This window comes from Pseudomonas shirazica (genome assembly GCF_015168335.1).
Taxonomy (GTDB): domain Bacteria; phylum Pseudomonadota; class Gammaproteobacteria; order Pseudomonadales; family Pseudomonadaceae; genus Aquipseudomonas; species Aquipseudomonas asiatica.
The window spans coordinates 4,502,109-4,528,160 of sequence record NZ_CP063456.1 but is presented as its reverse complement, the minus strand read 5'-3'; the positions used below and the strand labels follow the sequence as shown (position 1 = coordinate 4,528,160).

Sequence of the window (26,052 nt, the reverse complement as noted above, 5' to 3'; positions counted from 1 at the left end):
TGGGAGCGGGCGAGCCCGCGAATGAAGCCGCCGCCGTCCCGGGTTTTGTATACACTTATATAAAACGCACCAAATAATTTCAAAAAAACGACATTTCGCCCTATTCCGGTGCGATTGCTTCTTGGTACATTCCTGAAAAAAACCAATAAGTCCAATCCTCTTGGTGAGATGTCTACCATGATCGAATCTGTCGACAATTTCCTCGCGCGCCTGAAGCAACGCGATCCGGCCCAACCTGAATTCCACCAGGCTGTGGAAGAAGTGCTGCGCAGCCTGTGGCCATTCCTCGAGGCCAACCCACATTACCTGCAGGCCGGCATTCTGGAGCGTATGGTCGAGCCCGAGCGCGCCGTACTGTTCCGCGTGTCCTGGGTCGATGACCAGGGCAAGGTGCAGGTCAACCGCGGCTACCGCATCCAGATGAGCAGCGCCATCGGCCCGTACAAGGGCGGCCTGCGCTTCCACCCGTCGGTCAACCTGGGCGTGCTGAAGTTCCTGGCCTTCGAGCAGGTGTTCAAGAACTCTCTCACCTCGCTGCCCATGGGCGGCGGCAAAGGCGGCTCGGACTTCGACCCCAAAGGCAAGAGCGACGCCGAAGTCATGCGTTTCTGCCAGGCGTTCATGAGCGAGCTGTACCGCCACATTGGCGCTGACCTGGACGTCCCGGCCGGTGACATCGGCGTGGGTGCCCGCGAAATCGGCTTCATGTTCGGCCAGTACAAGCGCCTGGCCAACCAGTTCACTTCGGTGCTGACCGGCAAGGGCATGACCTACGGCGGCAGCCTGATCCGTCCGGAAGCCACCGGTTACGGCTGCGTGTACTTCGCCGAGGAAATGCTCAAGCGCCAGGACAAGCGTATCGATGGCTGCCGCGTGGCGATTTCCGGTTCGGGTAACGTGGCCCAGTATGCCGCGCGCAAGGTCATGGACCTGGGCGGCAAGGTGATTTCGCTGTCTGACTCCGAAGGCACCCTGTACGCCGAAGCTGGCCTGACCGATGCCCAGTGGGATGCGGTGATGGAGCTGAAGAACGTCAAGCGTGGCCGCATCAGCGAACTGGCCGCGCAGTTCGGCCTGGAGTTCCGCAAGGGCCAGACCCCGTGGAGCCTGCCGTGCGACATCGCCCTGCCGTGTGCCACGCAGAACGAACTGGACGCCGAAGACGCCCGCACCTTGCTGCGCAATGGCTGCATCTGCGTGGCCGAAGGCGCCAACATGCCGACTACCCTGGAGGCTGTGGATATCTTCCTGGAGGCCGGCATCCTGTACGCCCCGGGCAAGGCCTCCAACGCCGGCGGCGTGGCCGTGTCGGGCCTGGAGATGTCGCAGAACGCCATGCGCCTGCTGTGGACTGCCGGTGAGGTGGACAGCAAGCTGCACAACATCATGCAGTCGATTCACCATGCTTGCGTGCATTACGGTGAAGAGGCGGATGGCAGCATCAATTACGTCAAAGGTGCGAACATCGCGGGCTTCGTGAAAGTGGCTGATGCGATGTTGGCGCAGGGCGTGGTTTGATCTGAGGCCGTTGGGGCCGCTTTGCGGCCCTTTCGCGACACAAGGCCGCTCCTACAGGTATCGCGCATGTTCAGAAATGACGCGGTCCTTGTAGGAGCGGCCTTGTGTCGCGATGGGCTGCAAAGCAGCCCCCAGGTCCTCAATCTTCACCAAAAACCTCAACCACTTCGATCACCTGCTCCCCCACCGGCCGCCGCCAGACCACCTCATCCCCTGGCCCCGCCCCGAGCAAAGCCCGCCCCAACGGCGAACCCCAGTTTATCAACCCCCGCCCGGCATCCGCCTCATCCTCGCCCACCAGCCTTACTACTTGCTCCTGGTCCTGCGCATCGACAAACCGCACCCGGCTGCCAATCTGCACCTTGCTGCGCGATGTCGCCGCCGGCACAACCTGGGCGCTTTGCAATCGCGCGCTGAAGTAGCGCAGGTCCCGTTCGGTATCCGCCAGCCGCTGCTTGTCGCCACGTTCACCTTGTGCCTGCAGTTCGCTGCGCAGGGCATTCAGCTCGGTCACGCGCTCCTGCAGCTGGCGCAGGCCACTGGCAGTGACGTAGTTGGGTTGTTCGCTGACCCGTCGCTCGACCGGCTGATCAGCCTGGGCGGCGGCTTGGTCTTCGTTGACGAATGCTCGGCTCATGCGTGGCCTCCTTTTGCAGGAGACCATCATCGCAGGCCGCCGGTTTCAAGGGATGTCCGTTTGCGACTCAGTTGTGGCGATAGGCGCGTGCGGCGTCGCGGTCCTTTTCCTGCTCCCAGTCGCGCTCGCGCTGGTCCCAGAAGCGCTCGTGGTACTGGCGCTGTTCTTCGCTGTTCTGCATGGCGTGGCACTGGCGAAAGCCGTCGTCCCAGCCGCTTTCGTACTGGCGCTCGTGCAGGTAGCGCGGCACGTCCTTGCGAAAAGCGCCGACCATCAGCCCTGCCGCCTGTCGGCCGCTGCTGCAGCCGTCCTGGAAGCCATCGGCATAGGCGGGGGGATAACCCTGGTGGACCATCTGCTCGTGGGTGGTTTCGCAACCAGACAGCAACAACGCCATGCACACGCCGAACCAGTACCGCGACATAACCACAAAACCCTCCGGTTGATACTGGAAAGTCTAGGTGGCGATTTGTCGGGGAGTCGTTAAAACAGTGTCAAAGAGTCGGTTGGTTCACACTGCTCTGCTGACCTCACTGGCCCATTCGCGGGCACGCCCGCTCCCACAGGATCACCCCAGGATTCGAGGCCAGTGCAGTACCTGTGGGAGCGGGCATGCCCGCGAAAGGCCGCAAAGCGGCCTCAGTAGTGATACCACTTCAACTCCAGCATCACCTCGTTCTGCGCCGTGGCCAGGTGGCTGAACTCTCGCGATGCACTCAACCGCAGGCCCAGGTTCTGGCTGATCTCCCATTGCTGGTTCAGGCTCAAACTGCGCCGTACTTCGCCATTGGTGAAATAATCGCCCTTGGCCTCCAGCGTCATGTTGCCCAGCCCGTTGCGCCACAGCAGCCCGCCATTGAAGCCCGCCGCCGGGGCGATGAACTGGGCAAAATCATTGTGGTGCTCGACCCGCACCGTGCCCAGGGCAAAGCCCAGCAACCCGTCGGCCAGTTGCCAGGTGCCGCCGGCCCCGCCGTTCACATGGCTTACCAGCACTTCGTCATCATGCTTGCCCGGCACGCGCTCCAGCCCGCCGGCCACCTGCCACGACCAGGGCTTGAGCAGCTCGTTGCGCGGTGTCAGCGAACGGATGGTGGCCAGGTCCAGGCGCTGCACCTGCCAGTCATTGCCTTCGTACTGGCGCAGCTTCAGCTGCAGGATCTCGATCTGCGCCCCCAGCGGGAAGCCATAGGCGTTGTCATTCAGGTCGTGGTAGGCCATGCGCAGGCCGTACTCGGCGTAGGCGCGGTCTTCGCGGGTGCCTACGCCCAGCTGCCAGGTGCGCGAGTCATGGCCGTCCTCGGGCAGGCCTGGGCGCTCGATCTGCAGGGGTGGGGGCGGGTTGCTGTTGATTGCCCGCAGCAGTTCGAAGCTGCGTTTCGCCTGCCCAGGGTCGCGCTCCTGGCCATTGGCACGGTAACGCTCCAGGCGGTACGCGGCGTCCTGCACCAGCGCCTGGCGCTGGCGGGGGAGGGCCTTGAATTCGGGGCTCTGCAGTTGCCCGGTGTTGGCACTTACAGCCAGCACCTGGCGCTTTTCGTCGTGATCGAGCGGCTCGGCCCGGGCCAGCAGTTCACGTTCGCGAGAGGGGCGGTACGTCTCGCTGGCGACCATGCCGGACTGCTTCACGGCCTTCACCGTGTCGGTCGGGATGGCGGTCAGCGGGAACTGCGAGGTCAGGTCAAGGCCCGGCCGGGCCACCTGCAGCAGCTCCAGCAGGCGGTACGAGCAGTTCTCATCGAAGAAGAAGTAGTCGAACTGGATCTGCTTCAGCTCCCACACATGTTCGACCATGCGCCCGGTTTCTTCCGGGGTCAGGTCCAGTTGGTACTCCCACAGGTCGCGGTTTTCCAGGCTGCGGTATTCGGACAGTTTCTCCTGGTAGGGCATCAGCGCGAACAGGCCCGGGTAGCCACCCATCAGGCCCTTCCAGGCATACAGGATGCTGTTGTCGCTGCCTTCGATGTAGGCGCCGAAGTTGATTGCGTAGCTCAGCAGCGTGGTGTCGTCGCTGCGGGTGTTGGACTGGTCGATGCGCAGCAAGGTGTGGCCGAACATCGATGACGGGCTGTTCAGGTAGGCCGCCGGGAAGATCAGCGCCGCACTGTGTGGGTCGATAGACTGGTACCAGGTGGTGAACTCCTGGCAGTCAGGTTGCGGCAAGTCTTGCAAGTCGAGCTGTTCGCGCAGCCAGCGGGTGCGCGCCGGGAATACGCACTGGGCATGTTTGTCGCCGAGGCTGGCCGGGGCGTACAGCGCTTCGACCGTGGCTTTCAGTTCCTGGTCGGGGTGGTGCGCGCCATCCTCGGCGAGGAAGAACGCATCATCGTCCACATAGCTGCGCCAGCCACCCAGCTTGGCGGTTTCGTAATGGCCCAGGGCAATCCAGTAAGGGGTGTTGGCCAGTTGCTGGACACGGCCTTGGTCCAGCACGGGCGCGGCATGAGCAGGGGCGCAGGCACACAGCGCCAGGGATACGAAGCGTTTGAGCATGTCGGGCAACTACTTCTTAACGATGCCGAAAAAAGGCGAAACCCGCCCCGGGGCCGGGGCGGGAGGAGCTGCACTCAGGCCTCGGTTGCGTATTTGGCCAGGCGTGGGTCGTTCTTCAGAACAGCCAGGGTGTTGCTGTGGACGGTTTCGGCAGTGACGTCGGCGCTGCTGAAGATCTGGTTGAAGTGCTGATGGGTGACCGATGCGAAGTAGCCACGGTCTTCAGGGGCCACGCCGAGAACCACGGCATAGGTGGTCAGTGCTTCGCCCTGGCCCATGGCCATGTCTTCGGAAAGTTCATTCATCATGCCGTTCATGGCGAACCAGGACTTGCCGCCGTAGGTCAGCGACGCTTTGGTCGAGCAGCCGTTGGTGCCGGAGGTCATGCCGAAGGTGGCGTTACCGGAGGTGCCGTTGGTGGTGGAAGCCAGGAAGTGTGCCGGAGTGCCGCGCTGGCCTTCGAACAGCATGTTGCCCCAGCCGCAGTTCGGGCCGCCTGGCGCTTCGGCCATGGCATTGATCGAGACCACGGTGAACAGAGTACCCAGAAGAATCCGTTTCATAGCATTTGTTCTCTATTTGACTTAACCAAGGGTCAGGGTTTCTGGCAACTCGGTTGCCAGGTCGGGAAAGCTTTTCACCCACCCGCGCAGCTTGGAGTTTAGGCACGATCTAAGAGTTGCGTTGTTGATTGCGAAAAATTTGCTGTTGCATGACCCGCACCGGCTGCGACATAAAGTCCTGCGGAGCCTTGCAAGGCGCGCGCGGGCAGCGCCAGAATGCTGCGTATCTGCCCCGCCGAAGTAAGGAAACCCAATGCCCGATCCTGTCGCTGCGCGCCTGCGTCTCGCGCCTGAAGCCCTGACCCGGCGTTTCTCCCCCGAGCAGTTTGCCTTTACCAATACCGACGATCTGGAGCCGTTTCGCGGAGTCCTGGGCCAGGAACGTGCTGTCGAGGCCCTGCAGTTTGGCGTGGCCATGCCGCGCCCTGGTTACAACGTGTACGTGATGGGCGAGCCCGGAACCGGCCGCTTCTCGTTCGTCAAGCGCTACCTCAAGGCCGAGGGCAAGCGTCAGCAGACCCCGGCCGACTGGGTTTACGTCAACCACTTCGATGACACGCGTGAACCCCGCGCACTGGAATTGCCGTCCGGCACCGCCGGGGCGTTCATCGCCGACATGAACGGGCTGATCGACAACCTGTTGTCGACCTTCCCTGCGGTATTCGAGCACCCGTCCTACCAGCAGAAGAAAGGCGCCATCGACCGCGCCTTCAACCAGCGTTACGACCGCGCCCTGGATGTGATCGAGCGCGCCTCGCTGGAAAAGGACGTGGCCCTGTACCGCGATGCCAGCAACGTCGCCTTCACCCCGATGGCCGACGGCAAGGCGCTGGATGAAGCCGAATTCGCCCAGTTGCCGGAAGAGGTGCGCGAGCAGTTCCACGAGGATATCGCCCTGCTCGAGGAACGCCTGAACGAAGAGCTGGCCAGCCTGCCGCAATGGAAGCGCGAGTCGAACAACCAGCTGCGCCAGCTCAACGAGGAAACCATCACCCTGGCCCTGCAGCCGTTGCTGGCGCCGCTGTCGGAGAAGTACGCCGAGAACGCTGCGGTCTGCGCCTACCTGCAGTCGGTGCAGCTGAACCTGCTGCGTACCGTGGTCGAGCAACTGGTCGATGACAGCAAGACCGACGCGGCTGCGCGCAAGCTGCTGGAAGAGCAGTACGCGCCAAGCCTGGTGGTCGGCCACCACGCCGACGGCGGTGCGCCGGTGGTGTTCGAGCCGCACCCGACCTACGACAACCTGTTTGGCCGTATCGAATACAGCACCGACCAGGGTGCGCTGTACACCTCGTACCGCCAGCTGCGCCCAGGCGCGCTACACCGCGCCAACGGCGGCTTCCTGATTCTGGAAGCCGAGAAGATGTTGGGCGAGCCGTTCGTCTGGGACGCACTCAAGCGTGCGCTGCAGTCGCGCAAGTTGAAGATGGAGTCGCCACTGGGCGAGCTGGGGCGGGTGGCTACCGTCAGCCTGACGCCGCAGATGATCCCGCTGAACATCAAGCTGGTCATCATCGGTTCGCGCCAGCTTTACTACGCGCTGCAGGACCACGACCCGGACTTCCAGGAGATGTTCCGGGTGCTGGTGGACTTCGACGAAGACATGCCCATGGTCGATGAGAACCTGGAGCAGTTCGCCCAGCTGTTGCGCACCCGCACCAACGAAGAGGGCATGGCGCCACTGACCAGTGACGCGGTGGCGCGTCTGGCCACCTACAGCGCCCGCCTGGCAGAAAACCAGTCGCGCCTGTCGGCACGTATCGGCGACCTGTTCCAGCTGGTCAGCGAAGCTGATTTCATCCGCCAGCTGGCCAGTGACGAAATGACCGACGCCGGGCACATCGAGCGTGCGCTCAAGGCCAAGGCCACCCGCACCGGGCGTGTTTCGCAGCGGGTGCTGGACGACATGCTCGCCGGCATCATCCTGATCGACACCGAAGGCGCGGCCATCGGCAAGTGCAACGGCCTGACCGTGCTGGAAGTGGGTGATTCGGCGTTCGGTATGCCGGCGCGTATCTCCGCCACCGTGTACCCGGGCGGCAGCGGTATCGTCGACATCGAGCGTGAGGTAAACCTCGGCCAGCCGATCCACTCCAAGGGTGTGATGATCCTCACCGGCTACCTGGGCAGCCGCTATGCCCAGGAGTTCCCGCTGGCGATCTCGGCGAGCATCGCCCTGGAACAGTCCTACGGCTATGTGGACGGTGACAGCGCCTCGCTGGGCGAAGCCTGCACGCTGATCTCGGCCTTGTCGCGTACGCCGCTCAAGCAGTGCTTCGCCATCACCGGCTCGATCAACCAGTTTGGTGAAGTGCAGGCGGTGGGTGGGGTCAACGAGAAGATCGAAGGCTTCTTCCGCTTGTGCGAGGCGCGTGGCCTGACCGGCGAGCAGGGAGTGATCATCCCGCGTGCCAACGTTGCCACGCTGATGCTCGACGAGCGTGTGCTGCAGGCAGTGGAGAACGGCATGTTCCACGTGTACGCGGTCAGCCAGGCCGACGAGGCGTTGAGCCTGCTGGTGGGCGAGGAGGCCGGTGTGCTGGATGACAAGGGCCAGTTCACCGAAGGCAGCGTCAACGCGCGGGTGGTGGAGCGCCTGCGTGAGATTGCCGAGATGATCAGCGAGGAAGAAATCGAGAAGGCGGAGAAAGAGCGCCTGGAAGAGGTGATTGCCCAGGCCAAGCCGGCCTGAGTCAAGAAACCGGCGCTGGCGGCGATGTGCTACCGTTCAGCGCCGGTTTTCCATCTTTCTGTACCGTTCTTCTATGCTGGAACTTAAGGACGGTAACAGCGTTCAGGATGGAAACAGCCTGAGGTTCAGGCTGAACAAGGCTTATTGGAGGGGGCGCGGCCATGCGCAATCTCAGCCTCACACGCCAGTGCCTGGGCCTGGTGACCCGCATCGAATGCAGCATCCGTCCGCTGGCCGGGGATAACGGCATGTGGACGCTGCTGTTCGCCGCCGGCATGGCCGGTGAACAACCGTCCGCGATCAAGGCCCAAGGGCCGTTCCATGGGCCGCTGGTGGCCGAATCTGTGCTCAATGCCATTGTCGACAGCCTGACCTTGCATGGGTATCAGGTGGCCGAGGATCCGCAGATCTGGTGTTTGCATTTGCAGGCGCAGTTGCGGCGGATCAATGGTGAGCGGTGTCGGAATCTGGGGGATTACCAGTTTCATCCTGAGACCTGATTGATGCAGGGGGCCGCTTTGCGGCCCATTCGCAGCACAAGGCTGCTCCTACAAGCGAATGGGCTGCATGGCAGCCCCGGGCTTTTGCTGTAACAGGTGGCTGGCTATACTCGCCGTCGCTTTTTTAGTCACCTGATGAGTCCCGACACTCCATGGAACGTATCCTCGAAAATGCGATGTATGCCTCGCGCTGGCTGCTCGCCCCCATCTACTTCGGCCTGTCCCTCGGCCTGCTGGCCCTGGCGCTGAAATTCTTCCAGGAAGTGGTCCACGTCCTGCCCAACGTCTTCGCCCTCAGCGAAGCCGACCTGATCCTGGTGATCCTGTCGCTGATCGACATGTCGCTGGTGGGCGGCCTGCTGGTGATGGTGATGATCTCCGGCTACGAGAACTTCGTTTCGCAACTGGACATCGACGAGAGCAAGGAAAAGCTTAACTGGCTGGGCAAGATGGACTCTTCGTCGCTGAAGATGAAGGTTGCCGCGTCGATCGTGGCCATTTCGTCCATCCACCTGCTGCGGGTGTTCATGGACGCACAGAACATCTCCACCGATTACCTGATGTGGTACGTGATCATCCACATGACCTTCGTGGTCTCGGCATTCTGCATGGGTTACCTGGACAAGCTGACCAAGCACTGAACCTTTCAGGCCTCTTCGCCATCCCTGTGGGAGCGGGCAAGCCCGCGAAGAGGCCGGCGCGGTCCAACTGACGAGCGGCGTCAGTCATGCCTTGTGCATTCGCCCTTTCTGTACAAAAAATGAGCTCTCATGCGTGGTTCCCATCGCGAGGTGCTCTCATGAACCTGCATCAGCTCAACACCGAGGCCAGGGCTGGCCATGTCGACGAACTGAACCTGATCGCCATCGAAGGCGGTGACTACCTGCTCGAAGCGCGGATCAAAGGCCACCCCCACCCCCTGTCCGATGCCCGTGGTGAACGCTTGCGCGTGCATTCGGTGGAGGATGCACGCAAGTTGCTGCAAACCATCCCCATGGTCTCGATGAACCTGGTGCACTGGTCGGTGCAGGACGAAATGTGCGGCATGGGCACGCACCCGGAAGAAGACTTGAAGGTGCCGATTTCCCAGCGCTCGGCCTGGTAGCTGCTCGCAGCGCCCCAGTGTGCTAGGCTGCTCGCCCTTTTCATCAAGGGCGCGGCTTCACTGCGCCCTGCAGTGGAGCACGACAATGTCCGAACTCAACCTGTCCACCGACGAAACGCGCGTCAGCTACGGCATCGGCCGTCAGCTGGGCGGCCAGCTGCGCGACAACCCGCCACCGGGCGTCAGCCTGGAAGCCATCCTGGCTGGCCTGACCGATGCCTTCAACGGCGCCGACAGCCGCGTCAGCGAAGCCGACCTGTCGGCCAGCTTCAAGGTGATCCGCGAAGTGATGCAAGCCGAAGCAGCTGCCAAGGCTGAAGCCGCTGCTGCCGCTGGCAAGGCATTCCTGGTCGAGAACGCCAAGCGTGACGGCATCACCACCCTGGCTTCGGGCCTGCAGTTCGAAGTACTGACCGCAGGTGAAGGCGCCAAGCCGACCCGCGAAGACAATGTGCGCACCCACTACCACGGCACCCTGATCGACGGCACTGTGTTCGACAGCTCCTACGATCGTGGTCAGCCGGCTGAATTCCCGGTAGGTGGTGTGATCGCTGGCTGGACCGAAGCCCTGCAGCTGATGAACGCTGGCAGCAAATGGCGCCTGTACGTGCCGAGCGAGCTGGCCTACGGTGCCCAAGGCGTTGGCAGCATCCCGCCGCACAGCGTGCTGGTGTTCGACGTCGAGCTGCTCGACGTTCTGTAATGCCGCTGGGGCCGCTTTGCGGCCCATTCGCGACACAAGGCCGCTTCTACAGGGGAACGCATACACTTGTAGGAGCGGCCTTGTGTCGCGATCGAGGGCGAAGCCCTCGCCAGGTCCGTCAGTTCCAGTCTGTCCCCCCGGGGCGCAACGCCCGCGCATAGCAGAACAGAAACAGATTCCGCACCAGCTCCTTGAGTACCCCCGGTTCACTCGAATTCAGCCCGCTCATGTCCAGGTCGCCCTGGTCACGCAGCTCGTCGAGTGCTTCTTCTTCAAGCACCGCGCACACTTCGCCGGTTTCCCGATGAAGAATGCGCAGGTAGGGGTGAGGGCGGTCCAGCCAGGCGTCGATCAGATAAGTCATGGCTATTCTCCTTGGATAGCAGTCCCAATGAGAATAATTCTTATTATCTGAATAGCAAGCGCCAATTGGCGGTTTTATGGAAAATCAGACCTTGCGTACGAACTCGGACTTCAGCTTCATGGCGCCGATGCCGTCGATCTTGCAGTCGATGTCGTGGTCGCCGTCGCACAGGCGGATGTTCTTGACCTTGGTGCCGACCTTGACCACCAGGGACGAGCCCTTGACCTTGAGGTCCTTGATCACGGTGACGGTGTCGCCATCCTGCAGGATGTTGCCGACCGAGTCCTTCTTCACCACCTCGTCGCTGGCCGCTTCGGCGTCGCCGCTGGCCGACCACTCGTGGGCGCATTCAGGGCAGATCAGCTGCGTGCCATCCTCATAGGTGTATTCGGAGTTGCATTTCGGGCAGGGTGGCAGAGTGCTCACTTCGGTTCCTCAAACAAACAGACGGGCGGTTAAAAACCCGAATAGTATAAGGTATTTTTTCAGAAGTGATTATGTCCGTACAAAAGCATCGCGGGCAAGCCAGCTCATACAGGCGACGCAATCCTGTAGGAGCGGGCTTGCCCGCGAATGAAGACGACTCGGTCTATCAGTGAGTACGCGCGACAGCAAACTCGCTCAACTCGACCAGCGCATCACGATATTCGCTGGCCGGCAGTACTTCCAGGCACTGGATGGCACGCTTCACATAGTCACGCGCAAGCTCCGCCGTGTACTTCAGAGCACCCGACTCCTCGACTGCCACGCGAATCTGCTCCAGGTCTTCCAGGCCACCCTTTTGGATCGCCTGGCGCACCAGCGCAGCCTGTTCGGCGGTGCCTTCGCGCATGGTGTAGATCAGCGGCAGGGTAGGCTTGCCTTCGGCCAGGTCGTCACCGACGTTCTTGCCCAGGGTCTGCGAGTCACCCTTGTAGTCCAGCAGGTCGTCGACCAGCTGGAACGCCACGCCCAGGTGGTCACCGAAGGTACGCAAGGCCTCGCGCTGTTCGTCGGTTGCTTCGGCCAGCGCGGCGGCGCTGTGGGTCGAAGCCTCGAACAGCATCGCGGTCTTGCCGCGGATGACCTCCATGTAGACTTCCTCGGTGGTGCTGGCGTCGCGTACCCGCGACAGCTGCAGCACCTCACCTTCGGCAATCACGCGGGTGGCCTTGGACAGGATCTGCATGACCGGCATCGAGCCCAGTTCGACCATCATCTCGAACGAGCGCGAATAGAGGAAGTCACCCACCAGCACGCTCGGCGCGTTGCCCCACAGGGCATTGGCGGTGGAGCGGCCACGGCGCATGCCGGACATGTCGACCACGTCGTCGTGCAGCAGGGTAGCGGTGTGCAGGAATTCGATGGTGGCAGCCAGCAGGCGCAGGTCGTCGCCTTCGCGGCCCAGGGCCTTGCCACACAGCAGCACCAGCAGGGGGCGCAGGCGCTTGCCACCGGCGGACGTGATATAGTCGCCGATCTTCGATACCAGCGGCACGCGCGAGGTCAGCTGCTTCTTGATGATCTCGTCGACGGCGCTGAAATCATCAGCCACCGCGCGGTAGAAGGATTGGGGTTGCATCGGCTGCTCCAGTGAGGTTGCGCGGCATGCTAGGTCGCGGGTCCCGGTGTGTCAAGGCGCGGTGCCAGCGCCCCGGGGGCGGCACTTGCAAGCAAAACCGCGGTTGCGTACAATCGCGCACCCTAACTTCCTGGGCAGCACCTGCCTTACGCAATTGCGCCGGGCCGTTCCAGCCCTGTGCAGCCATGCCAGCCAATACTCATCATATAAAGCGCTGGGTGAGCAGGATTATCGGAGAAATACCATGTCTTACGCAGTAATCGTTACCGGCGGCAAGCAGTACAAAGTCGCTGAAGGTGAATTCCTCAAGATCGAAAAACTGGAAGTCGCCACTGGCGAATCCGTGACCTTCGATCGCGTCCTGCTGGTCGCCAACGGTGAAGAAGTCACCATCGGTGCTCCAGTTGTTGCTGGCGCTAAAGTAGTGGCCGAAGTCGTTTCGCAAGGCCGCCACGACAAGGTTCGCATCATCAAGTTCCGTCGTCGTAAGCACCACATGAAGCGTATGGGCCACCGCCAGTGGTTCACCGAGATCAAAATCACCGGTATCCAGGCTTAATCCCCTAGATCCCCTGAATTTATTTGGAGAATTGAACCATGGCTCACAAGAAGGCTGGTGGTAGTACTCGTAACGGTCGCGACTCAGAATCGAAACGCCTTGGCGTGAAGATGTATGGCGGCCAGGTTATCAAGCCAGGCAACATCATCGTCCGTCAGCGCGGCACCGAATTCCACGCTGGCTACGGTGTTGGCATGGGCAAGGATCACACCTTGTTCGCCAAGATCGAAGGCGTGATCAAGTTCGAGAAAAAAGGCGAGTTCATGCGCCGTTACGTGAGCATCGTCGCCGCTTAATCGCGACGTCGCTCCAGAAGCCCCGTCATGCGACGGGGCTTTTTCGTTTGTGGTGAGCCTCTTGCAAAGCTGTTTGTATGGGCTGCCGGCGTGGGTTTCTACGGTCGTACGGGGCCGCCGCGCTCATTTTTGCAAGAGCCTCAGGTTTTTCAGGTATTCAACTCGCCAGCAGGCGAGAGGCGGTTTTGAATGAAGTTTGTTGACGAAGTATCCATTCGGGTCAAGGCCGGTGACGGTGGCAACGGTTGCATGAGCTTCCGTCGCGAGAAATTCATCGAGAACGGTGGCCCCAACGGTGGTGACGGTGGCGACGGTGGTTCGGTGTACATGATCGCCGACGAAAACCTCAACACCCTGGTCGACTATCGCTACACCCGTCACCACGAGGCCCAGCGTGGCGCCAACGGCGGCAGCACCGACTGCACCGGCAAGAAGGGCGACGACCTGTACCTGCGTGTGCCGGTCGGCACTACCGTGATCGACGCCTCCACCCAGGAAGTGATCGGTGACCTGGTCACCCCGGGCCAGAAACTGATGGTCGCCCAAGGCGGCTGGCACGGCCTGGGCAACACCCGCTTCAAGTCCAGCACCAACCGTGCACCGCGCCAGACCACCCCGGGCAAGCCAGGTGACCAGCGTGACCTGAAGATGGAAATGAAAGTGCTGGCTGACGTCGGCCTGCTGGGCCTGCCGAATGCCGGCAAGAGCACTTTCATTCGCTCGGTTTCGGCCGCCAAGCCGAAAGTGGCCGACTACCCGTTCACCACCCTGGTGCCGAACCTGGGTGTGGTCAGCGTCGACCGCTGGAAGAGCTTCGTCATCGCCGACATTCCCGGCCTGATCGAAGGTGCTTCCGAAGGCGCCGGCCTGGGTATCCGCTTCCTCAAGCACCTGGCGCGTACCCGCGTACTGCTGCACCTGGTGGACATGGCGCCGCTGGACGGAAGCAGCCCAGCCGATGCCGCCGAAGTCATCGTCAACGAGCTGACCCGCTTCAGCCCGTCGCTGGCTGAGCGTGAGCGCTGGCTGGTGCTGAACAAGGCCGACATGGTCATGGATGACGAGCGCGACGAGCGGGTCAAGGAAGTGGTCGAGCGCCTGCAGTGGGAGGGCCCGGTCTACGTGATTTCGGCCATCTCCAAGCAGGGCACCGAAAAGCTCAGCCACGACCTGATGCGCTACCTCGAAGACCGCGCCGACCGCCTGGCCAACGACCCGGCCTACGCCGAAGAGCTGGCCGACCTCGACCAGCGCATCGAAGACGAAGCCCGTGCCCAGCTGCAGGCCCTGGACGACGCCCGTACCCTGCGCCGTACTGGTGTCAAGAGCGTGCACGACATCGGCGACGATGATGGTTGGGACGATGATTTCGAGGACGACGAAGACGGCCCGGAAATCATTTACGTGCGCGACTGACCGGTTGCAGTACACTAAACGCCGCTCTTTGGAGCGGCGTTTTTGTATCCACGGTATCTACAGATTCGACATAGGTTGGAAGAAGATGCGAAGCAAGGTGACGGGCGCCAAGCGCTGGGTCGTGAAGATTGGCAGTGCTCTGCTGACCGCCGATGGCAAAGGCCTCGATCGCGGTGCCATGGCCGTTTGGGTCGAGCAGATGGTCGCGCTGCGTGAGGCAGGCGTGGAGTTGGTACTGGTCTCCTCCGGGGCCGTGGCTGCCGGCATGAGCCAGCTGGGCTGGACGTCGCGACCGAGTGCGATGAACGAGCTGCAGGCGGCTGCCTCGATCGGCCAGATGCGCCTGGTGCAGGCCTGGGAGTCGAGCTTCGGCGAGCACGGCAAGCACACCGCGCAAATCCTGCTGACCCATGACGACCTGTCCGACCGCAAGCGCTACCTGAACGCCCGCAGCACCCTGCGCACGCTGGTCGACCTGGGCGTGGTGCCGGTGATCAACGAAAACGATACCGTGGTCACCGATGAGATCCGCTTCGGCGACAACGACACCCTGGCGGCGCTGGTGGCCAACCTGGTCGAGGCTGACCTGCTGGTGATTCTCACCGACCGCGATGGCATGTTCGACGCCGACCCGCGCAACAACCCCGAAGCCCAGCTGATCTACGAGGCTCGCGCCGACGACCCGGCACTGGATGCCGTGGCCGGCGGTACCGGTGGCGCGCTGGGTCGTGGCGGCATGCAGACCAAGCTGCGCGCCGCGCGCCTGGCTGCCCGTTCCGGTGCCCACACCATCATCATCGGTGGTCGCATCGAGCGCGTGCTGGATCGCCTCAAGGCTGGCGAACGCCTGGGTACCTTGCTGTCGCCCGAGCGCGGCATGCTTGCCGCGCGCAAGCAGTGGCTGGCCGGCCATCTGCAGACCCGTGGCACCCTGGTGCTGGATGCCGGTGCCGTGCAGGCGCTGCGCCAGGCCAACAAGAGCCTGCTGCCGGTTGGCGTGAAGACCGTGCAGGGCAGCTTCCGTCGTGGCGAGATGGTGGTGTGCGTCGGCCCGGACGGCCTGGAAGTAGCCCGTGGGCTGGCCAACTACAGCGCCCTTGAGGCGCAGAAGATCATCGGCCAGCCATCCGATGCCATCGAAAGCCTGCTGGGCTACAGCGCAGAACCGGAGTTGGTGCACCGCGACAACCTGGTGCTGGTATGAGCGTGCTGAAGCGGGTAATCGGCGTGGCGGCATTGGTGCTGCCAATGCTGGCCGGGGCCGAGGAAATCGGCCAGGTGTCCACCGTGTTCAAGTTCCTCGGGCCGAATGACCGCATTGTGGTCGAGGCGTTCGACGACCCCAAGGTCGAGGGTGTGACCTGCTACCTGTCGCGGGCCAAGACTGGCGGCGTGAAGGGTGGGTTGGGGTTGGCGGAGGACCGGGCGGAGGCATCGATTGCCTGTCGTCAGGTCGGGCCGATCAGCTTCAAGGGTGAGCTGAAGGATGGCGAGGAAGTGTTCAAGGAGCGCACCTCGCTGGTGTTCAAGACCATGCAGGTGGTGCGCTTCCTCGACAAGAAGCGCAATACGCTGGTGTACCTGGTGTACAGCGACCGCATGATCGAAGGCAGCCCGCAGAATGCGGTGACCGCGATTCCGATTCTGCCTTGGGCTCATTGATAGCTTGGTAGATTTTTGGGAGGCCTTCGGCCTCCATTCGCAGCACAAGGCTGTTCCTACATTGATCGGCGTATGCATACCTTTGTAGGAGCAGCCTTGTGCTGCGAAAGGGCCGCAAAGCGGCCCCACTACTCCGATATCAGGCCAATTCCTCGGCCTGATGATCCTCACGCACAACCGCCTTCACCTCATCGCGACGGCTGATGAACTTCCAGTCCGCCTCGTCGATGTAGATGCCATTCGGCCCACTGCCACCTTCCAGGTCGATCGCCACGCGCGCCGACACCTGCGGCTTCACGCTCGCCAGGATCGGCACGAAGCCGAGCTGCAGGCTGGTCTCCAGCAGTGCAGCCTGGTTGCGTTCGTCGATGTCCGCCGCTTCGTCCAGGTAGTACGGCAGGCGGATACGCCCGGCCAGGTCGCGGTCCATCAGGTGCAGCAACAGGTACATGTTGGTCAGCGCCTTGATGGTCATGGTGGTGCCGTTGGATGCCGCGCCGTCGATGTCGGCATGGATCACCGGCTGGCCGTTGACCTTGGTGATCTCGAACGCCAGCTCGAACAGGTCCTTCAGGCCCAGCTGGTTGTGGTTGGCCGCCACCAGCCGTGCCAGGTATTCCTTGGCCTCTTCGTTCTTGTTGTCCTGCTCGGCGCTCTGGGTCAGGTCGAATACCGACAGGGTTTCGCCTTCTTCGTACTGACCGGCGCTGTGGATGATCTGGTCGATGTGCTTGAGCGCTTCCTTGTTCGGCGCCAGCACCACACGGAAGCTCTCCAGGTTGGATACCTGGCGCCTGTTGATCTCGCGGTTGAACAGCGCCAACTGGTGCTCGAGGCTGTCGTAGTCGCTGCGGATGTTGCGCAGGGTCCGGGCGATGTCGGTGACCGCTGCGCGGCGGGCCTTGGCCAAGGTCAGGGCTTCGTCGGTGCGGTGCGCGTAGGCATTCACCAGCAGCTGCAGGCGGCGTTCCATGTCGTCTTCACTGTCGAACTTTGCCACGCCTTTCAGGCGCACCTGGGCGTACAGCGCCTCGATCTGGTTGTCGACCCGTTGCAGGCTCTGCCAGCTGTCCTGGTAGTCGTTGAGCAGTGGCAGCAGGTTGTCCATCGAGTCGTCGATGGCTTCCATGTACGGCGTGCCGTAGGGCAGGTCGGCCGGCAGCAGCTGGCGACGGCGCAGGGCGTCTTCCAGGGTGCGCTGCTTGGCCTCAAGGTCGCCGATCTGCCGGCCGACCAGCTGCAGCTTGGCCGACAGCTGCTGGACACGTTCAGTGAAGGCGTCGCTGGAGCGTTTGAGTTCGTCCTGGGCGGCTTCGAGCTGTGACAGCTGCTCCAGCTTCTCGGGCTCTTCGGCGGCCAGGGTTTCGCTGCGGCGGAAGTCTTCCAGCGCTTTCTGCGCGTCCAGTACTTCCTGGTAAAGGGCTTCGGTCTGCGCCTTGGAGGCGGAGCGGTCGGCGGCCACGGCTTGCTGGGTCTTGAGCTGCTTCAGCTCTTTTTCCAGGCGCTCTTTCTGGTCACGCAGGGCGGCACGGTCGGCCAGGGCCTGCAGTGCCGGTGGGTCGATGTGCGACAGGTCGATGGACAGGCCCGGGGCTTCGAAGCGTTCGCCCTTGAAGCCGTCGAGCACCGCTTCCAGCGATTTTACCCACAGGTCGCTGTCGTCCAGTTCGATACCGCGCTCACCCAGCGGCAGGCTGAACAGCGCGCCATTGAACAGGCGCATCAGGCGGTCGACGTCCTGCTGCGAGAACTCTTCGCGCAGGCGGGCGTAGCTGTTGTTGTCGGCGTGGTCGAGCTGTTGCTTGACCTGCTTCAGGCGCTTTTCCAGGTCGCGGACGCGTTCGTCCAGGTCTTCGGCGCTGAACTGCCGCGACTGGGCCAGGGCGCCGGCCAGTTCGTCGTGGGCGTCCTTGGCCGCCAGCAGTTGCTGCTCCAGCACCTTGACGTCATCGACCAGGGCGAAGCGATGCTTGAGCACCGACAGTTCGCCCAGCCAGCGCTGGATACCGGTAATTTCACGCTCCAGGCGCATCAGTTCCTGAGTACCGCCGCGCTGGTCGTTCTGCAGGCGGTCCTGCTCGCCACGGTAGTGCTCGGCCTGGATCACCAGCTCTTCCTTGCGCGCCATGGCGTATTCCTGCCAGGTGCCCAGCAGGGTGTCGAGCACTGGTGAAATGCGGTGCAGCTTGCCGCGCAGGATGTCGCGCTGGGCCACGCCACCGGCCAGGGCCTCGACCAGCGGGCCGGCGGCGACCAGGGCGTTGTAGTCCTGTTCCATGCGGCGCACGTCGCGGAAGGCTTCCTCGCACGCGGCGATGTAGTCGACGCTGCCGGAGCGCAGGCTGTGCTCGAAGGCGTCGAGGAACAGCTGCTTAAGCTTGGCGGCGGTGATTTCGCGCATGTGCAGCAGGTTGATGAACAGCGCGCGGAAGGTTTTCAGGCTTTGCTCGCTGGTCGAGCGCAGCGGGATCATGGTCAGGTCCAGCGGCACCGAGGTGTGGCCACCGACCAGCAGACGACGCAGTTCGTCCGGCTTCAGCTCGTAGGCCTTGATCCCCAGGCGCTCGAGGTTGGTGAACAGCTCTTTCTGGCGCAGGCAGGTGTCGTTCTTCTGGTAGTGGGCCAGGTCCAGTTCGCCCTTGTAGGCAAAGAACTGGTGGCCGAAACCGCCGCCCGGGCCGCGGCCGACAACGCCGATGACGTGCGGGCCGTGGGGCAGGCTCAGTTCGCAGAGAATGTACGAGGTATCGCTGGCGAAGTAGAAGCGGCGCGACTGCTCGAGGCTGTACTTGCCGAAGCTCATGTCCGACATGCGCGCCAGGATCGGGAACTGTAGGGCGTTGATCGACGCCGATTTACCCAGGTTGTTGGCACCGTATACCGACAGTGGGTGCTCCAGCGGGAACAGGCCAAGGCTGTAGCCGGCGGTGTTGAGCAGTGCGAAGCGGCGGATGCCGTAGCGTTCCTGGCTCATGCGTCAATCTCCTGTTGCTCTTCGCGGATGGCCCGGGCCAGGGCTTCCTCTTCGCTTTCCTCGCCCTCGAAGGGGCTGAGGTCGAGCGGGTCGTCGGTGCGGTTGAGTTCTTCGGGGCTTTCTTCCTCGACCAGTACCGGGGTCGGCAGCGGCAGGTCGCTGTGCAGGGTGGCTGCCAGGTCGCGGTCCTGCTGCACGGCCAGGCACACGTCGAGGAAGCGATGCATCGGCGGCAGGAAGCGGTAGATGCCGCCTTCCTCGAAGGCGAAGCCGAGCTGGGTCATGCGGCGCAGGATTTTTTCTTCCAGCTCGTCCACGGTCTGCACTTCGGCCTGCAGGAACAGGTCGCGGTATTTGTCCAGCAGCGAGGGCAGTTCGTCACGGCCGATGCTGCCGCCATCGAGCACGGCCATCGGGTCGCGGCCCTGGTCGGCCAGGTGTTCGACCAGGATGAAGGTGAACAGCGACAGGCGCTGCGCGGTCTTGTTGACCTGCGCGGCGGTCATGTCCGGCACGAAGTAGTAGAACCCACGGGTGTCGCACACCAGTTCGAAGCCCAGGGCCTTGAACAGGGTGCGGTACTGGTCCTGGAAGTTCGACAGCTGGGCATACAGCTCGGGGTCGCGGCGGCTGACGTGGAAGCCTTTGAACAGCTCGCGGAAGATCGGCGCGAGCTGGGACAGTTCGGAAAGATCAAGATGCATGGGCTGGGCTCGCGTTGGATTCGGTAGGCGCGCTGGCGGCGTCTTCGCGGCTGGAGGTCAGGGCGAACGAGCGCAGGCTGACCAGGTGTTCCTGGGTGATGTACTCGCGGCGGTCGAGGCGTTCGCGCTTGAAGCGCTTTTCCCGCGACAGGCGCGAGAACCAGTACAGCAGCTCGTCGGTGGCGCCTTCGGGTTCCTGCTCCAGCAGCCAGACCATCAGGTCGGGCAGCGGCAGGGCCTGTTCGCAGCGTTCGGCCATTTCCTTGACCGTGCGCGGTGCGCGGGGCAGGGCGCCGGACTGGGTCTTGTGGGCCTTGGGGAAGCGTGCCGGCTTGGGCTCGAAGCGGGCCAGGGCGTAGACATAGGCCTCGACCTGGCTGGCGCTGCCGAGGAAGGTGCTTTGCGGGCGGGTGAACATCGGCATGGCCGCTTGCGGTACGGCGTCGATGCCCTTGCGCCGGATCACCGACAGGGCCAGTGCGGCGCCACGGGTCACGGCGTTGTGCCGGCGGGCTTCTTCACGCAGCGGCAGCAGCAATTCGCGGGCGTGGCGCAGGGTCAGCTGGGCGCTGGTCTGCATTTCCAGGATGCGCGCATGGGTGCGCAGCAGCATGTCGTCGTCGACCAGGTGGCCCAGGCGCGCCTGTTCGCCCAGCAGCTTCAGCAGCACGGTCTCGACCTTGCGCACGCCCTGTTCGAAGGCGCCGTCGGCGTTGACCAGCTGGATCATCGGCTCGACATACTCGTCCCAGGTCGCCAGTACTTCGGCATAGCGCTGGCGCAGCGGGATCTGGCGGTTGCTGGTCTTGGCCCGTTCGGCCACGGCCACCAGTGCCTGTTCGTCGTTGTCGAGCTTCTTCAGTACATCGCGCACGCGCATGTCGAGCAGGCGCAGCTGGCGCGCCAGGTCGTCGCTGTCGCGGTTGTCGAAGGCGTCCTGGATATGCCCGGCCAGGCGCTCCAGGTGGCGCAGGTAGGCTTCGATCTCCAGGCACAGGCCCAGCCGGTGTTCGCGGCGCAGGTAGGCGAGGAAGTCGTGGATCTGCGCGTTGAGCTCGAAACGGTTCGGGCTCTTGGCCACCGGGACCAGGATATCCAGGCGGATCCACACGTCGAGCAGCTGGGTGATGTCCTGCGGGGTGCTCTCGACCTGCTGGCGGGCCACATGCTGACGCAATTCGACCAGGCTCAGGGTGCCCTGGTCGAAACGCTCGCACAGCGGCTCGATCAGGGCCCAGTGTTCGGCTAGGGCGCGCAGGACGCGCTTGGGTTCGATCATTGGCTTCGACTCGTTGCCAAGAAAAAGGGGGCGATTGTACTGCATCCGGGGGGGAGGTTTTCACCCCTTGGTCTGTAATGGTGGAGTACGTCTTGGTTTTTGTGTTGCCTATCAGACCGAGCGCCGCCCGCGCGGCGCTCGGTCTGATAGGCGCTGCAAAAAACACGGCGTACACGTTAGAATCCCCTATTGTCTCCACCCCTCGGAAACCCGCCCCTTGCTCACCGAACCCCGTCGCCGCGCCTACCTTTCCGCCATGCAAGTGGTGCACTGGCTGCCGCGCGCCGAACTGCCGTTCGCCGCACCGTCGCGGCCCGAGCTGCTGCTGCCGGTGGCGCCGGTCGAGGACCTCGACTTCGACGTCAGGCCGGCACCGGCTGCCAACGAGGCGCCAGTCACCCCCCAGGCCCGCTCCGGCGAGCGGCCGAAAATCGAGATTCCGCGCCCGGGCAGTGCGCCCAAGCCGGCCGCCAAGCCTGTCGAGGCCGATGAGCAAGCCACGCCACCGCGCCCGGCCATGGTGCCACCCCCGCGCTTCTCGCTGCAGCTGCTACGAGCCGGCAGCTGCCTGCTACTGGTGGAGTTGGCCACCGGCCAGCCGTTCCAGAGCCGCGACCCGTCGTACCTGCTGCTCAAGGACATGCTGCGCGCCGCCGGCCTGCCCGACGCACCGCAGATCATCGGCGAGCCGGTGCGCTGGCCGCTGCTGGTGCGCGGCAACATGGACCAGGGCCCGGAGGCGGCGCGCGATTTTGTCCAGGGCTTTGTCCAGGCGCGCCTGGAGGACGCCCCGTGCACCTGCCTGTGGCTGGTCGGCCTGCCGGCGCTGCGCTTTGCCGCCAATGTCGACGGCGAAGCCTATTACCAAACCCTGAAGCTCGAGGGCCTGGGCGAAGCCTGGGCCTTGCCGGGCCTTGAACTGTTGATGGACGAGCCGCAGCGCAAGGCGGACGTCTGGAAAGCCATGCGCCAGCTGATGGCGCGCTGGAAGAGCGTTGAATGAGTGACTCGATCAGCTTCCGCCGGATGACCGAGGCGGATCTGGATGCCGTACTTAAGATCGAATATGCCGCGTTCAGTCATCCCTGGACTCGAGGGATCTTTCAGGATGCGCTCAAATCGTATGAAGTCTGGCTGATGTTCGACGGCCAGCAGCAGGTGGGCCATGGCGTGATCAACGTGATCATCGACGAGGCCCACCTGCTCAACATCACCGTCAAGCCGGAAAACCAGGGCCGCGGCCTGGGCCTGCGCCTGCTCGAGCACCTAATGGCCCGGGCCTACCAGCTCAATGGCCGCGAGTGCTTCCTGGAAGTGCGTGCCAGCAACCAGTCGGCCTATCGTTTGTACGAACGCTATGGTTTCAACGAAATCGGCCGCCGCCGCGACTATTACCCGGTTGCCGGCGGCCGTGAAGACGCCTTGGTGATGGCCTGCACCCTGCTCGAAGATTGAGCAGGGCGGGCTTCAATCACAGGTCCTGTGGCTGAGCCTCCATCGGCTTGGCCAGGTCGCGCAGGCTTCTGGTCACGCTGCCGGTATTGCATTTTGCCGCCGCCTGCTCCGGCGTGTACTTGCGAATGGTGCGGAAGAACAGCTCGCAGGTCTGTTTCTTCTGTGTAACCTGCCACTTGGTCGAGCAGGCATCCAGCGTCAGCTTGGCATCGGCCCGTTGATTGCGCCCCATCCCTGCCTGCCAGCAGGCTGCCGTCAGGTCCTGCCCCATCATTTTCAAGCCGGCAGCATCAGCTGCATCCTGGTTGCCGCCGTGGCTGTCCTTGTCTGCCGCATACCAGATGGCACTAGGGTGGTTGGCACCCAGTACCGGTACCTTGGCACCTGCCTGCGGGCTGATACTGACCAGGCCCAGCACATTAACCTGCGGCCCGTACTGCTGCTGGATCCAGCTGCGTACCGGCGCGCCGAATGCCACCATCGGCAGAGGCCTGGCGGGGTTTTGCAGGGTCATCTCGCTGACCATGCGCACCTGGTAGTCCTTGAAGTAGCTGTAGGTTTCCTTCAGCGTTTCACCCGCGCTGGCGGGTGCGGCGATGGGAGCGATATCGATGATGGTCTGGTAGGCCGGGGTCTGGCTGGCGTCGACGCCGTTGAATGTCAACAGCTCAGCCCAGCGGTCGGTGGTGTTGGAGCGCAGGTAGTCCTGGGCCTGGGTCAGCGAGTAGTCCGGCGGGAAGTGCAGCAGTTCGATGCTGCGGCGGTTCTGCAGGGCCATGCCCAGCGGCAGGAACAGATACCAGTCGTAGGACCATTTGCCGTCCTCGTTCAGCCGGGTGGCCGCCTGATAGGCCAGTTCACCGCTGTCGAGCAGCTTGCGCAGGGGTTTTGCATAGTTGGCGGGTACGCCACTGATGTTTGCGTGCAGGCGATCGTTGTCGCGGCTTACATGCACCTGGGCCGCGGCATGGCCGTCGCGGCGTACGCTCTGTGTCAGATAGTGTTCTACGGTTTGCTCCAGGGTCCAGTCGCGATAACAGATCACGTGGCAGTTGTTGGGGAAGGCGAAAAGGCGGGTGACGCGCTGGGCGTCGCCCAGGTCGATTCGCGCATCGGCGGCTGCAAGGCCGCTGAAGGCCAGGGCGGCAAGGCTCGGTAATGCCATCTTGTGCATGCTTAACTCCTTGTTGGGCGCAGCCGTATTCGGCAGCGTGGCACATACTGTGGCAAGGGGAGCAGGGATGAAAAGGGCTGGATGGCTGCCGCTGGTGCTGGGCATGTTGGGTGCAGGAGCGCAGGCCGATGAGCGTGATATCTGGTTGTTCGCGCAATGGGCCGGGGACCATCAGACACGGCCATTTCGCGAGATGCTTGTGGATGCCCGTCTTTATGGCGTGGTGCCGATCCATCAGCTGCTGCGTTCGGCTTCGGACTGGAAGCTGTGCCACGCGTCCCCCTTCGCCGTGCCGCCCGCCAGCAACTGGCCGGCAGTGCGCTCGACGCTCTCGCTGATAAAGACGCTTCATGACCAGGGCATCCTGCGTCAGTTCGAGGTGGTTTCAGCCTATCGAGCCCCGCGGCTGAATGCCTGCGCCGGCGGGGCGGCCAACAGCGCCCATGCCCGGGCGTTCGCTGTCGATATCCTGCTGCCCGACTGGGCGGACCCCAACCCGCTGTGCCGGTTCTGGCAGCAATACGGCCAGGCCTGGAACATGGGCCTGGGGCGCTACCACTCCGGGCGTATTCATGTGGATACCGCGGGTTACCGTACCTGGGGTGGTGACGGCCGTGCGGGTTCGTCGTTCTGTATCAAGCCCAGATGAGCCAGGCAGCTCCGGCATTCGCCCATCACCCACGTGGCGAAGCGCTGGCGCTTGCCGTCGTCTTCCAGCGGCAAGGGGCTGAGCAGGTGGTAGGCCGAGCCGTCACGCACGAAGCCGAACGGTGCCTGCAATTGCCCATTGTCGAGTTCGTCGCGCACCATGAGGGCTGAGGCCATGGCCAGGCCCAAGCCGGCGCTGGCGGCCTGAATCGACAGGTAGAAGTGCTGGTAGTCGCTGCGCTCGGTGTGCCGGACCTGTTGGCCGCTCAGGCGCAGCCAGTTGGGCCAGGCGCCGGGGCGGGTGGCGCTGTGCAGCAAGCGCTGGCCTTCGAGTTGGAGGGGGGCGGTGGGGTGGCAGACCGGGCCGATCCATTCGTCGCAGATCTTCTGGTTGTACAGCTGTTTGTCCCAGTGGAAGTCATCGCGGCGAATTGCCAGGTCGACACCACTACGTGCGAAGTCCAATGGCCCGCCAGCGGCCACCAGGTGCAACTGCAGGTCGGGATGGGCGGCGTGGAAGCGGGGCAGGCGCGGGATCAGCCAGCGCATGGCGATGGTCGGCTCGCACGACAGCACCAGTACGTTGTCGCGGGCCTGTTGTTGCAAACGCTGCACGGCACCTTCGAGCTGCTCGAAGATCGCCTGGGTAGTGCCCTGCAAGGCACGGCCGGCAGGGGTGAGGAAAATGGCCCGGTTGCGGCGCTCGAACAACTCCACACCAAGGCTTTCTTCAAGCAGACGCACCTGGCGGCTGACTGCGCCATGGGTGACATGCAGGTGCTCGGCGGCGCGCACGAAGCTCTCGGTCTGGGCGGCTATGTCGAAGTAGCGGAAGGCGTTGAGTGGCGGCAGTTTCATGGCATTCCTGTTTGTCTGTGCCGGCCTCTCGCGGGTAAACCCGCACACAGGCGATGCGCCGCCCCTGTAGGAGCGGGTTTACCCGCGAAGAGGCCGACACAGGCGCTAGATATCTGTGAGGAAAGCTATCAGATTTACCTCACTATAAATCGATTTTTGCTGGGCTATAAGCTCTCGATAATGACCTGGTCTGTGCATTTCCATCGTCTATCGAGAGCCTCCAGCATGACCGAACTCATTGCCGTCGCCCTGTTCACCCTGCTCGCCGTCATCAGCCCCGGTGCCGACTTCGCCATGGTCACCCGCAGCAGTTATGCACAGGGCCGCAAGGCCGGGCTGGCTGCCGCCGTGGGCATTGCCCTGGGAGTGCAGGTGCACGTCCTGTACACGGTGCTGGGCATCGCGGTGATCATCAGCCAGAGCCCGACCCTGTTCCTGGGCATGAAAGTGCTGGGTGCGGGTTACCTGGTCTACCTGGGTTTCCAGTCGCTGACCAACACCCGGCGTATCAGCCTCGACGGGGTTGCCGCAACCGCAGCCAGCGTAACGCAGGCCCTGCGCACGGGCTTTCTGACCAACGCCCTCAACCCCAAGACCATGCTGTTCATGATCAGTGCGTTCACCCAGGTGGTGCAGCCTGGCAGCTCGCTGGCGCTGGATTTTGCCTACGGCGCTTTCATGTCCGTTGCCCACTGGCTGTGGTTCAGCCTGGTGGCGGTGTTCTTCTCCAGCGCGGCATTGCGCAAGGCGATGATCGAGCGGCAAAGGCTGGTGGACCGGGTAATCGGCCTGGCGCTGATCGGGTTGGGCCTGGCCGTGGCGGTGACCGGAATGCGTTGAGGTGGCAATTGCATGCCCTGTGCGGGAAGGGTGCAGGCCTGTGGTAATTTT

27 protein-coding genes are annotated in these 26,052 nt (G+C 63.2%); 15 read left to right on the top strand and 12 right to left on the bottom strand.

Features of this window, described 5'->3' with window-relative positions:
* Positions 1–177 precede the first annotated feature (177 nt).
* A complete protein-coding gene (gene gdhA / locus IMX18_RS20915; RefSeq protein ID WP_015268894.1) occupies positions 178–1,518 on the top strand; it encodes an NADP-specific glutamate dehydrogenase in 1,341 nt (446 codons plus the stop codon).
* Between the two features lie 139 nt (positions 1,519–1,657).
* On the opposite strand, the gene IMX18_RS20910 is transcribed toward gdhA, so the two are convergent.
* The 4 genes from IMX18_RS20910 to IMX18_RS20895 form a co-directional block, all read right to left on the bottom strand.
* Positions 1,658–2,155: a GreA/GreB family elongation factor gene (locus IMX18_RS20910; RefSeq protein ID WP_015268895.1), complete on the bottom strand. Its 498-nt coding sequence runs from the start codon at positions 2,153–2,155 to the stop codon at positions 1,658–1,660.
* Positions 2,156–2,222: 67 nt separating this feature from the next.
* Positions 2,223–2,579, bottom strand: coding sequence for a hypothetical protein (locus IMX18_RS20905; RefSeq protein ID WP_013970815.1), 357 nt, complete (start codon positions 2,577–2,579; stop codon positions 2,223–2,225).
* 215 nt (positions 2,580–2,794) lie between these two features.
* Positions 2,795–4,648 carry an Lnb N-terminal periplasmic domain-containing protein gene (locus IMX18_RS20900; RefSeq protein ID WP_217190760.1) on the bottom strand — a complete coding sequence of 618 codons (1,854 nt, stop codon included), beginning with the start codon at positions 4,646–4,648 and terminating at the stop codon, positions 2,795–2,797.
* 74 nt (positions 4,649–4,722) lie between these two features.
* Entirely contained in the window at positions 4,723–5,211 is a 489-nt protein-coding gene (locus IMX18_RS20895; protein ID WP_003256313.1) for a DUF3015 domain-containing protein, read from the bottom strand.
* A 253-nt stretch (positions 5,212–5,464) separates the two neighbouring features.
* On the opposite strand from IMX18_RS20895, the gene IMX18_RS20890 reads away from it, so the two are divergent.
* From IMX18_RS20890 to bamJ, 5 genes are all read left to right on the top strand, one after another.
* A complete protein-coding gene (locus IMX18_RS20890) occupies positions 5,465–7,903 on the top strand; it encodes a Lon protease family protein (RefSeq protein ID WP_013970817.1) in 2,439 nt (812 codons plus the stop codon).
* Between the two features lie 161 nt (positions 7,904–8,064).
* Positions 8,065–8,403, top strand: a complete 339-nt coding sequence (locus IMX18_RS20885) for a PA4575 family protein (RefSeq protein WP_003247487.1) — start codon at positions 8,065–8,067, stop codon at positions 8,401–8,403.
* 152 nt (positions 8,404–8,555) lie between these two features.
* A complete protein-coding gene (locus IMX18_RS20880) occupies positions 8,556–9,044 on the top strand; it encodes a TIGR00645 family protein (protein WP_003247486.1) in 489 nt (162 codons plus the stop codon).
* 158 nt (positions 9,045–9,202) lie between these two features.
* On the top strand, positions 9,203–9,508 hold the full coding sequence (locus IMX18_RS20875) for a DUF6482 family protein (protein ID WP_015268897.1): 306 nt from the start codon (positions 9,203–9,205) through the stop codon (positions 9,506–9,508).
* 85 nt (positions 9,509–9,593) lie between these two features.
* The gene (gene bamJ / locus IMX18_RS20870; RefSeq protein WP_003256315.1) at positions 9,594–10,211 is read left to right on the top strand and encodes a BamJ family beta-barrel-assembly machinery protein; all 618 of its coding nucleotides are present in this window, start codon (positions 9,594–9,596) and stop codon (positions 10,209–10,211) included.
* A 118-nt stretch (positions 10,212–10,329) separates the two neighbouring features.
* On the opposite strand, the gene IMX18_RS20865 is transcribed toward bamJ, so the two are convergent.
* The 3 genes from IMX18_RS20865 to IMX18_RS20855 form a co-directional block, all read right to left on the bottom strand.
* A complete protein-coding gene (locus tag IMX18_RS20865) occupies positions 10,330–10,575 on the bottom strand; it encodes a PA4570 family protein (protein WP_003256316.1) in 246 nt (81 codons plus the stop codon).
* Between the two features lie 84 nt (positions 10,576–10,659).
* Positions 10,660–11,001 (bottom strand): zinc ribbon domain-containing protein YjdM, encoded by a 342-nt coding sequence (locus IMX18_RS20860; RefSeq protein WP_009686103.1) that lies wholly within the window; start codon positions 10,999–11,001, stop codon positions 10,660–10,662.
* A gap of 166 nt (positions 11,002–11,167) precedes the next feature.
* On the bottom strand, positions 11,168–12,136 hold the full coding sequence (locus tag IMX18_RS20855; protein ID WP_003256318.1) for a polyprenyl synthetase family protein: 969 nt from the start codon (positions 12,134–12,136) through the stop codon (positions 11,168–11,170).
* A 244-nt stretch (positions 12,137–12,380) separates the two neighbouring features.
* On the opposite strand from IMX18_RS20855, the gene rplU reads away from it, so the two are divergent.
* From rplU to IMX18_RS20830, 5 genes are all read left to right on the top strand, one after another.
* Positions 12,381–12,695, top strand: a complete 315-nt coding sequence (rplU, locus tag IMX18_RS20850) for a 50S ribosomal protein L21 (RefSeq protein WP_003247466.1) — start codon at positions 12,381–12,383, stop codon at positions 12,693–12,695.
* Between the two features lie 38 nt (positions 12,696–12,733).
* Positions 12,734–12,991, top strand: a complete 258-nt coding sequence (gene rpmA / locus IMX18_RS20845; protein ID WP_003247464.1) for a 50S ribosomal protein L27 — start codon at positions 12,734–12,736, stop codon at positions 12,989–12,991.
* Positions 12,992–13,180: 189 nt separating this feature from the next.
* Complete coding sequence (gene cgtA / locus IMX18_RS20840; protein ID WP_013970821.1) at positions 13,181–14,407, top strand: Obg family GTPase CgtA; 1,227 nt, start codon at positions 13,181–13,183, stop codon at positions 14,405–14,407.
* Positions 14,408–14,492: 85 nt separating this feature from the next.
* On the top strand, positions 14,493–15,611 hold the full coding sequence (proB, locus tag IMX18_RS20835; protein ID WP_015268899.1) for a glutamate 5-kinase: 1,119 nt from the start codon (positions 14,493–14,495) through the stop codon (positions 15,609–15,611).
* Positions 15,608–16,069 carry a CreA family protein gene (locus IMX18_RS20830; RefSeq protein ID WP_015268900.1) on the top strand — a complete coding sequence of 154 codons (462 nt, stop codon included), beginning with the start codon at positions 15,608–15,610 and terminating at the stop codon, positions 16,067–16,069. Before proB ends, IMX18_RS20830 begins: the two co-directional genes overlap by 4 nt.
* A gap of 139 nt (positions 16,070–16,208) precedes the next feature.
* Here the strand turns inward: IMX18_RS20830 and mksF are convergent, their stop codons facing one another.
* From mksF to mksB, 3 genes are read right to left on the bottom strand one after another with little or no spacing between them, the layout of a single operon-like run.
* Positions 16,209–19,043: an Mks condensin complex protein MksF gene (gene mksF / locus IMX18_RS20825; RefSeq protein WP_100413038.1), complete on the bottom strand. Its 2,835-nt coding sequence runs from the start codon at positions 19,041–19,043 to the stop codon at positions 16,209–16,211.
* Positions 19,040–19,747, bottom strand: a complete 708-nt coding sequence (gene mksE, locus IMX18_RS20820; protein ID WP_013970824.1) for an Mks condensin complex protein MksE — start codon at positions 19,745–19,747, stop codon at positions 19,040–19,042. Before mksE ends, mksF begins: the two co-directional genes overlap by 4 nt.
* Positions 19,737–21,026, bottom strand: coding sequence for an Mks condensin complex protein MksB (gene mksB, locus IMX18_RS20815; RefSeq protein WP_024086237.1), 1,290 nt, complete (start codon positions 21,024–21,026; stop codon positions 19,737–19,739). The genes mksE and mksB overlap by 11 nt, the downstream gene beginning before the upstream one ends.
* 217 nt (positions 21,027–21,243) lie before the next feature.
* Here mksB and IMX18_RS20810 point away from each other — a divergent pair, with 217 nt between their 5' ends.
* The gene (locus IMX18_RS20810; RefSeq protein ID WP_041506271.1) at positions 21,244–22,029 is read left to right on the top strand and encodes a hypothetical protein; all 786 of its coding nucleotides are present in this window, start codon (positions 21,244–21,246) and stop codon (positions 22,027–22,029) included.
* Positions 22,026–22,481, top strand: a complete 456-nt coding sequence (gene rimI / locus IMX18_RS20805; RefSeq protein WP_003256329.1) for a ribosomal protein S18-alanine N-acetyltransferase — start codon at positions 22,026–22,028, stop codon at positions 22,479–22,481. Before IMX18_RS20810 ends, rimI begins: the two co-directional genes overlap by 4 nt.
* 16 nt (positions 22,482–22,497) lie before the next feature.
* On the opposite strand, the gene IMX18_RS20800 is transcribed toward rimI, so the two are convergent.
* The gene (locus tag IMX18_RS20800; protein ID WP_015268904.1) at positions 22,498–23,655 is read right to left on the bottom strand and encodes a hypothetical protein; all 1,158 of its coding nucleotides are present in this window, start codon (positions 23,653–23,655) and stop codon (positions 22,498–22,500) included.
* A gap of 67 nt (positions 23,656–23,722) precedes the next feature.
* Here IMX18_RS20800 and IMX18_RS20795 point away from each other — a divergent pair, with 67 nt between their 5' ends.
* Positions 23,723–24,304: a D-Ala-D-Ala carboxypeptidase family metallohydrolase gene (locus tag IMX18_RS20795; RefSeq protein ID WP_170977500.1), complete on the top strand. Its 582-nt coding sequence runs from the start codon at positions 23,723–23,725 to the stop codon at positions 24,302–24,304.
* Here the strand turns inward: IMX18_RS20795 and IMX18_RS20790 are convergent.
* Entirely contained in the window at positions 24,244–25,161 is a 918-nt protein-coding gene (locus tag IMX18_RS20790; protein ID WP_061303392.1) for a LysR substrate-binding domain-containing protein, read from the bottom strand. The two genes, IMX18_RS20795 and IMX18_RS20790, sit on opposite strands and share 61 nt — an antisense overlap.
* Positions 25,162–25,386: 225 nt before the next feature.
* On the opposite strand from IMX18_RS20790, the gene IMX18_RS20785 reads away from it, so the two are divergent.
* Positions 25,387–26,001, top strand: coding sequence for a LysE family translocator (locus IMX18_RS20785; protein ID WP_217190763.1), 615 nt, complete (start codon positions 25,387–25,389; stop codon positions 25,999–26,001).
* Positions 26,002–26,052: the final 51 nt, after the last annotated feature.

What these genes read in the sequence shown, in the direction of transcription:
- gdhA (WP_015268894.1), top strand. Translation starts at nt 178, where the DNA reads ATGATCGAATCTGTCGACAATTTCCTCGCGCGCCTGAAGCAACGCGAT.
- IMX18_RS20910 (WP_015268895.1), bottom strand. Translation starts at nt 2,155, where the DNA reads ATGAGCCGAGCATTCGTCAACGAAGACCAAGCCGCCGCCCAGGCTGAT.
- IMX18_RS20905 (WP_013970815.1), bottom strand. Translation starts at nt 2,579, where the DNA reads ATGTCGCGGTACTGGTTCGGCGTGTGCATGGCGTTGTTGCTGTCTGGT.
- IMX18_RS20900 (WP_217190760.1), bottom strand. Translation starts at nt 4,648, where the DNA reads ATGCTCAAACGCTTCGTATCCCTGGCGCTGTGTGCCTGCGCCCCTGCT.
- IMX18_RS20895 (WP_003256313.1), bottom strand. Translation starts at nt 5,211, where the DNA reads ATGAAACGGATTCTTCTGGGTACTCTGTTCACCGTGGTCTCGATCAAT.
- IMX18_RS20890 (WP_013970817.1), top strand. Translation starts at nt 5,465, where the DNA reads ATGCCCGATCCTGTCGCTGCGCGCCTGCGTCTCGCGCCTGAAGCCCTG.
- IMX18_RS20885 (WP_003247487.1), top strand. Translation starts at nt 8,065, where the DNA reads ATGCGCAATCTCAGCCTCACACGCCAGTGCCTGGGCCTGGTGACCCGC.
- IMX18_RS20880 (WP_003247486.1), top strand. Translation starts at nt 8,556, where the DNA reads ATGGAACGTATCCTCGAAAATGCGATGTATGCCTCGCGCTGGCTGCTC.
- IMX18_RS20875 (WP_015268897.1), top strand. Translation starts at nt 9,203, where the DNA reads ATGAACCTGCATCAGCTCAACACCGAGGCCAGGGCTGGCCATGTCGAC.
- bamJ (WP_003256315.1), top strand. Translation starts at nt 9,594, where the DNA reads ATGTCCGAACTCAACCTGTCCACCGACGAAACGCGCGTCAGCTACGGC.
- IMX18_RS20865 (WP_003256316.1), bottom strand. Translation starts at nt 10,575, where the DNA reads ATGACTTATCTGATCGACGCCTGGCTGGACCGCCCTCACCCCTACCTG.
- IMX18_RS20855 (WP_003256318.1), bottom strand. Translation starts at nt 12,136, where the DNA reads ATGCAACCCCAATCCTTCTACCGCGCGGTGGCTGATGATTTCAGCGCC.
- rplU (WP_003247466.1), top strand. Translation starts at nt 12,381, where the DNA reads ATGTCTTACGCAGTAATCGTTACCGGCGGCAAGCAGTACAAAGTCGCT.
- rpmA (WP_003247464.1), top strand. Translation starts at nt 12,734, where the DNA reads ATGGCTCACAAGAAGGCTGGTGGTAGTACTCGTAACGGTCGCGACTCA.
- cgtA (WP_013970821.1), top strand. Translation starts at nt 13,181, where the DNA reads ATGAAGTTTGTTGACGAAGTATCCATTCGGGTCAAGGCCGGTGACGGT.
- proB (WP_015268899.1), top strand. Translation starts at nt 14,493, where the DNA reads ATGCGAAGCAAGGTGACGGGCGCCAAGCGCTGGGTCGTGAAGATTGGC.
- IMX18_RS20830 (WP_015268900.1), top strand. Translation starts at nt 15,608, where the DNA reads ATGAGCGTGCTGAAGCGGGTAATCGGCGTGGCGGCATTGGTGCTGCCA.
- mksF (WP_100413038.1), bottom strand. Translation starts at nt 19,043, where the DNA reads ATGAGCCAGGAACGCTACGGCATCCGCCGCTTCGCACTGCTCAACACC.
- mksE (WP_013970824.1), bottom strand. Translation starts at nt 19,747, where the DNA reads ATGCATCTTGATCTTTCCGAACTGTCCCAGCTCGCGCCGATCTTCCGC.
- mksB (WP_024086237.1), bottom strand. Translation starts at nt 21,026, where the DNA reads ATGATCGAACCCAAGCGCGTCCTGCGCGCCCTAGCCGAACACTGGGCC.
- rimI (WP_003256329.1), top strand. Translation starts at nt 22,026, where the DNA reads ATGAGTGACTCGATCAGCTTCCGCCGGATGACCGAGGCGGATCTGGAT.
- IMX18_RS20800 (WP_015268904.1), bottom strand. Translation starts at nt 23,655, where the DNA reads ATGCACAAGATGGCATTACCGAGCCTTGCCGCCCTGGCCTTCAGCGGC.
- IMX18_RS20795 (WP_170977500.1), top strand. Translation starts at nt 23,723, where the DNA reads ATGAAAAGGGCTGGATGGCTGCCGCTGGTGCTGGGCATGTTGGGTGCA.
- IMX18_RS20790 (WP_061303392.1), bottom strand. Translation starts at nt 25,161, where the DNA reads ATGAAACTGCCGCCACTCAACGCCTTCCGCTACTTCGACATAGCCGCC.
- IMX18_RS20785 (WP_217190763.1), top strand. Translation starts at nt 25,387, where the DNA reads ATGACCGAACTCATTGCCGTCGCCCTGTTCACCCTGCTCGCCGTCATC.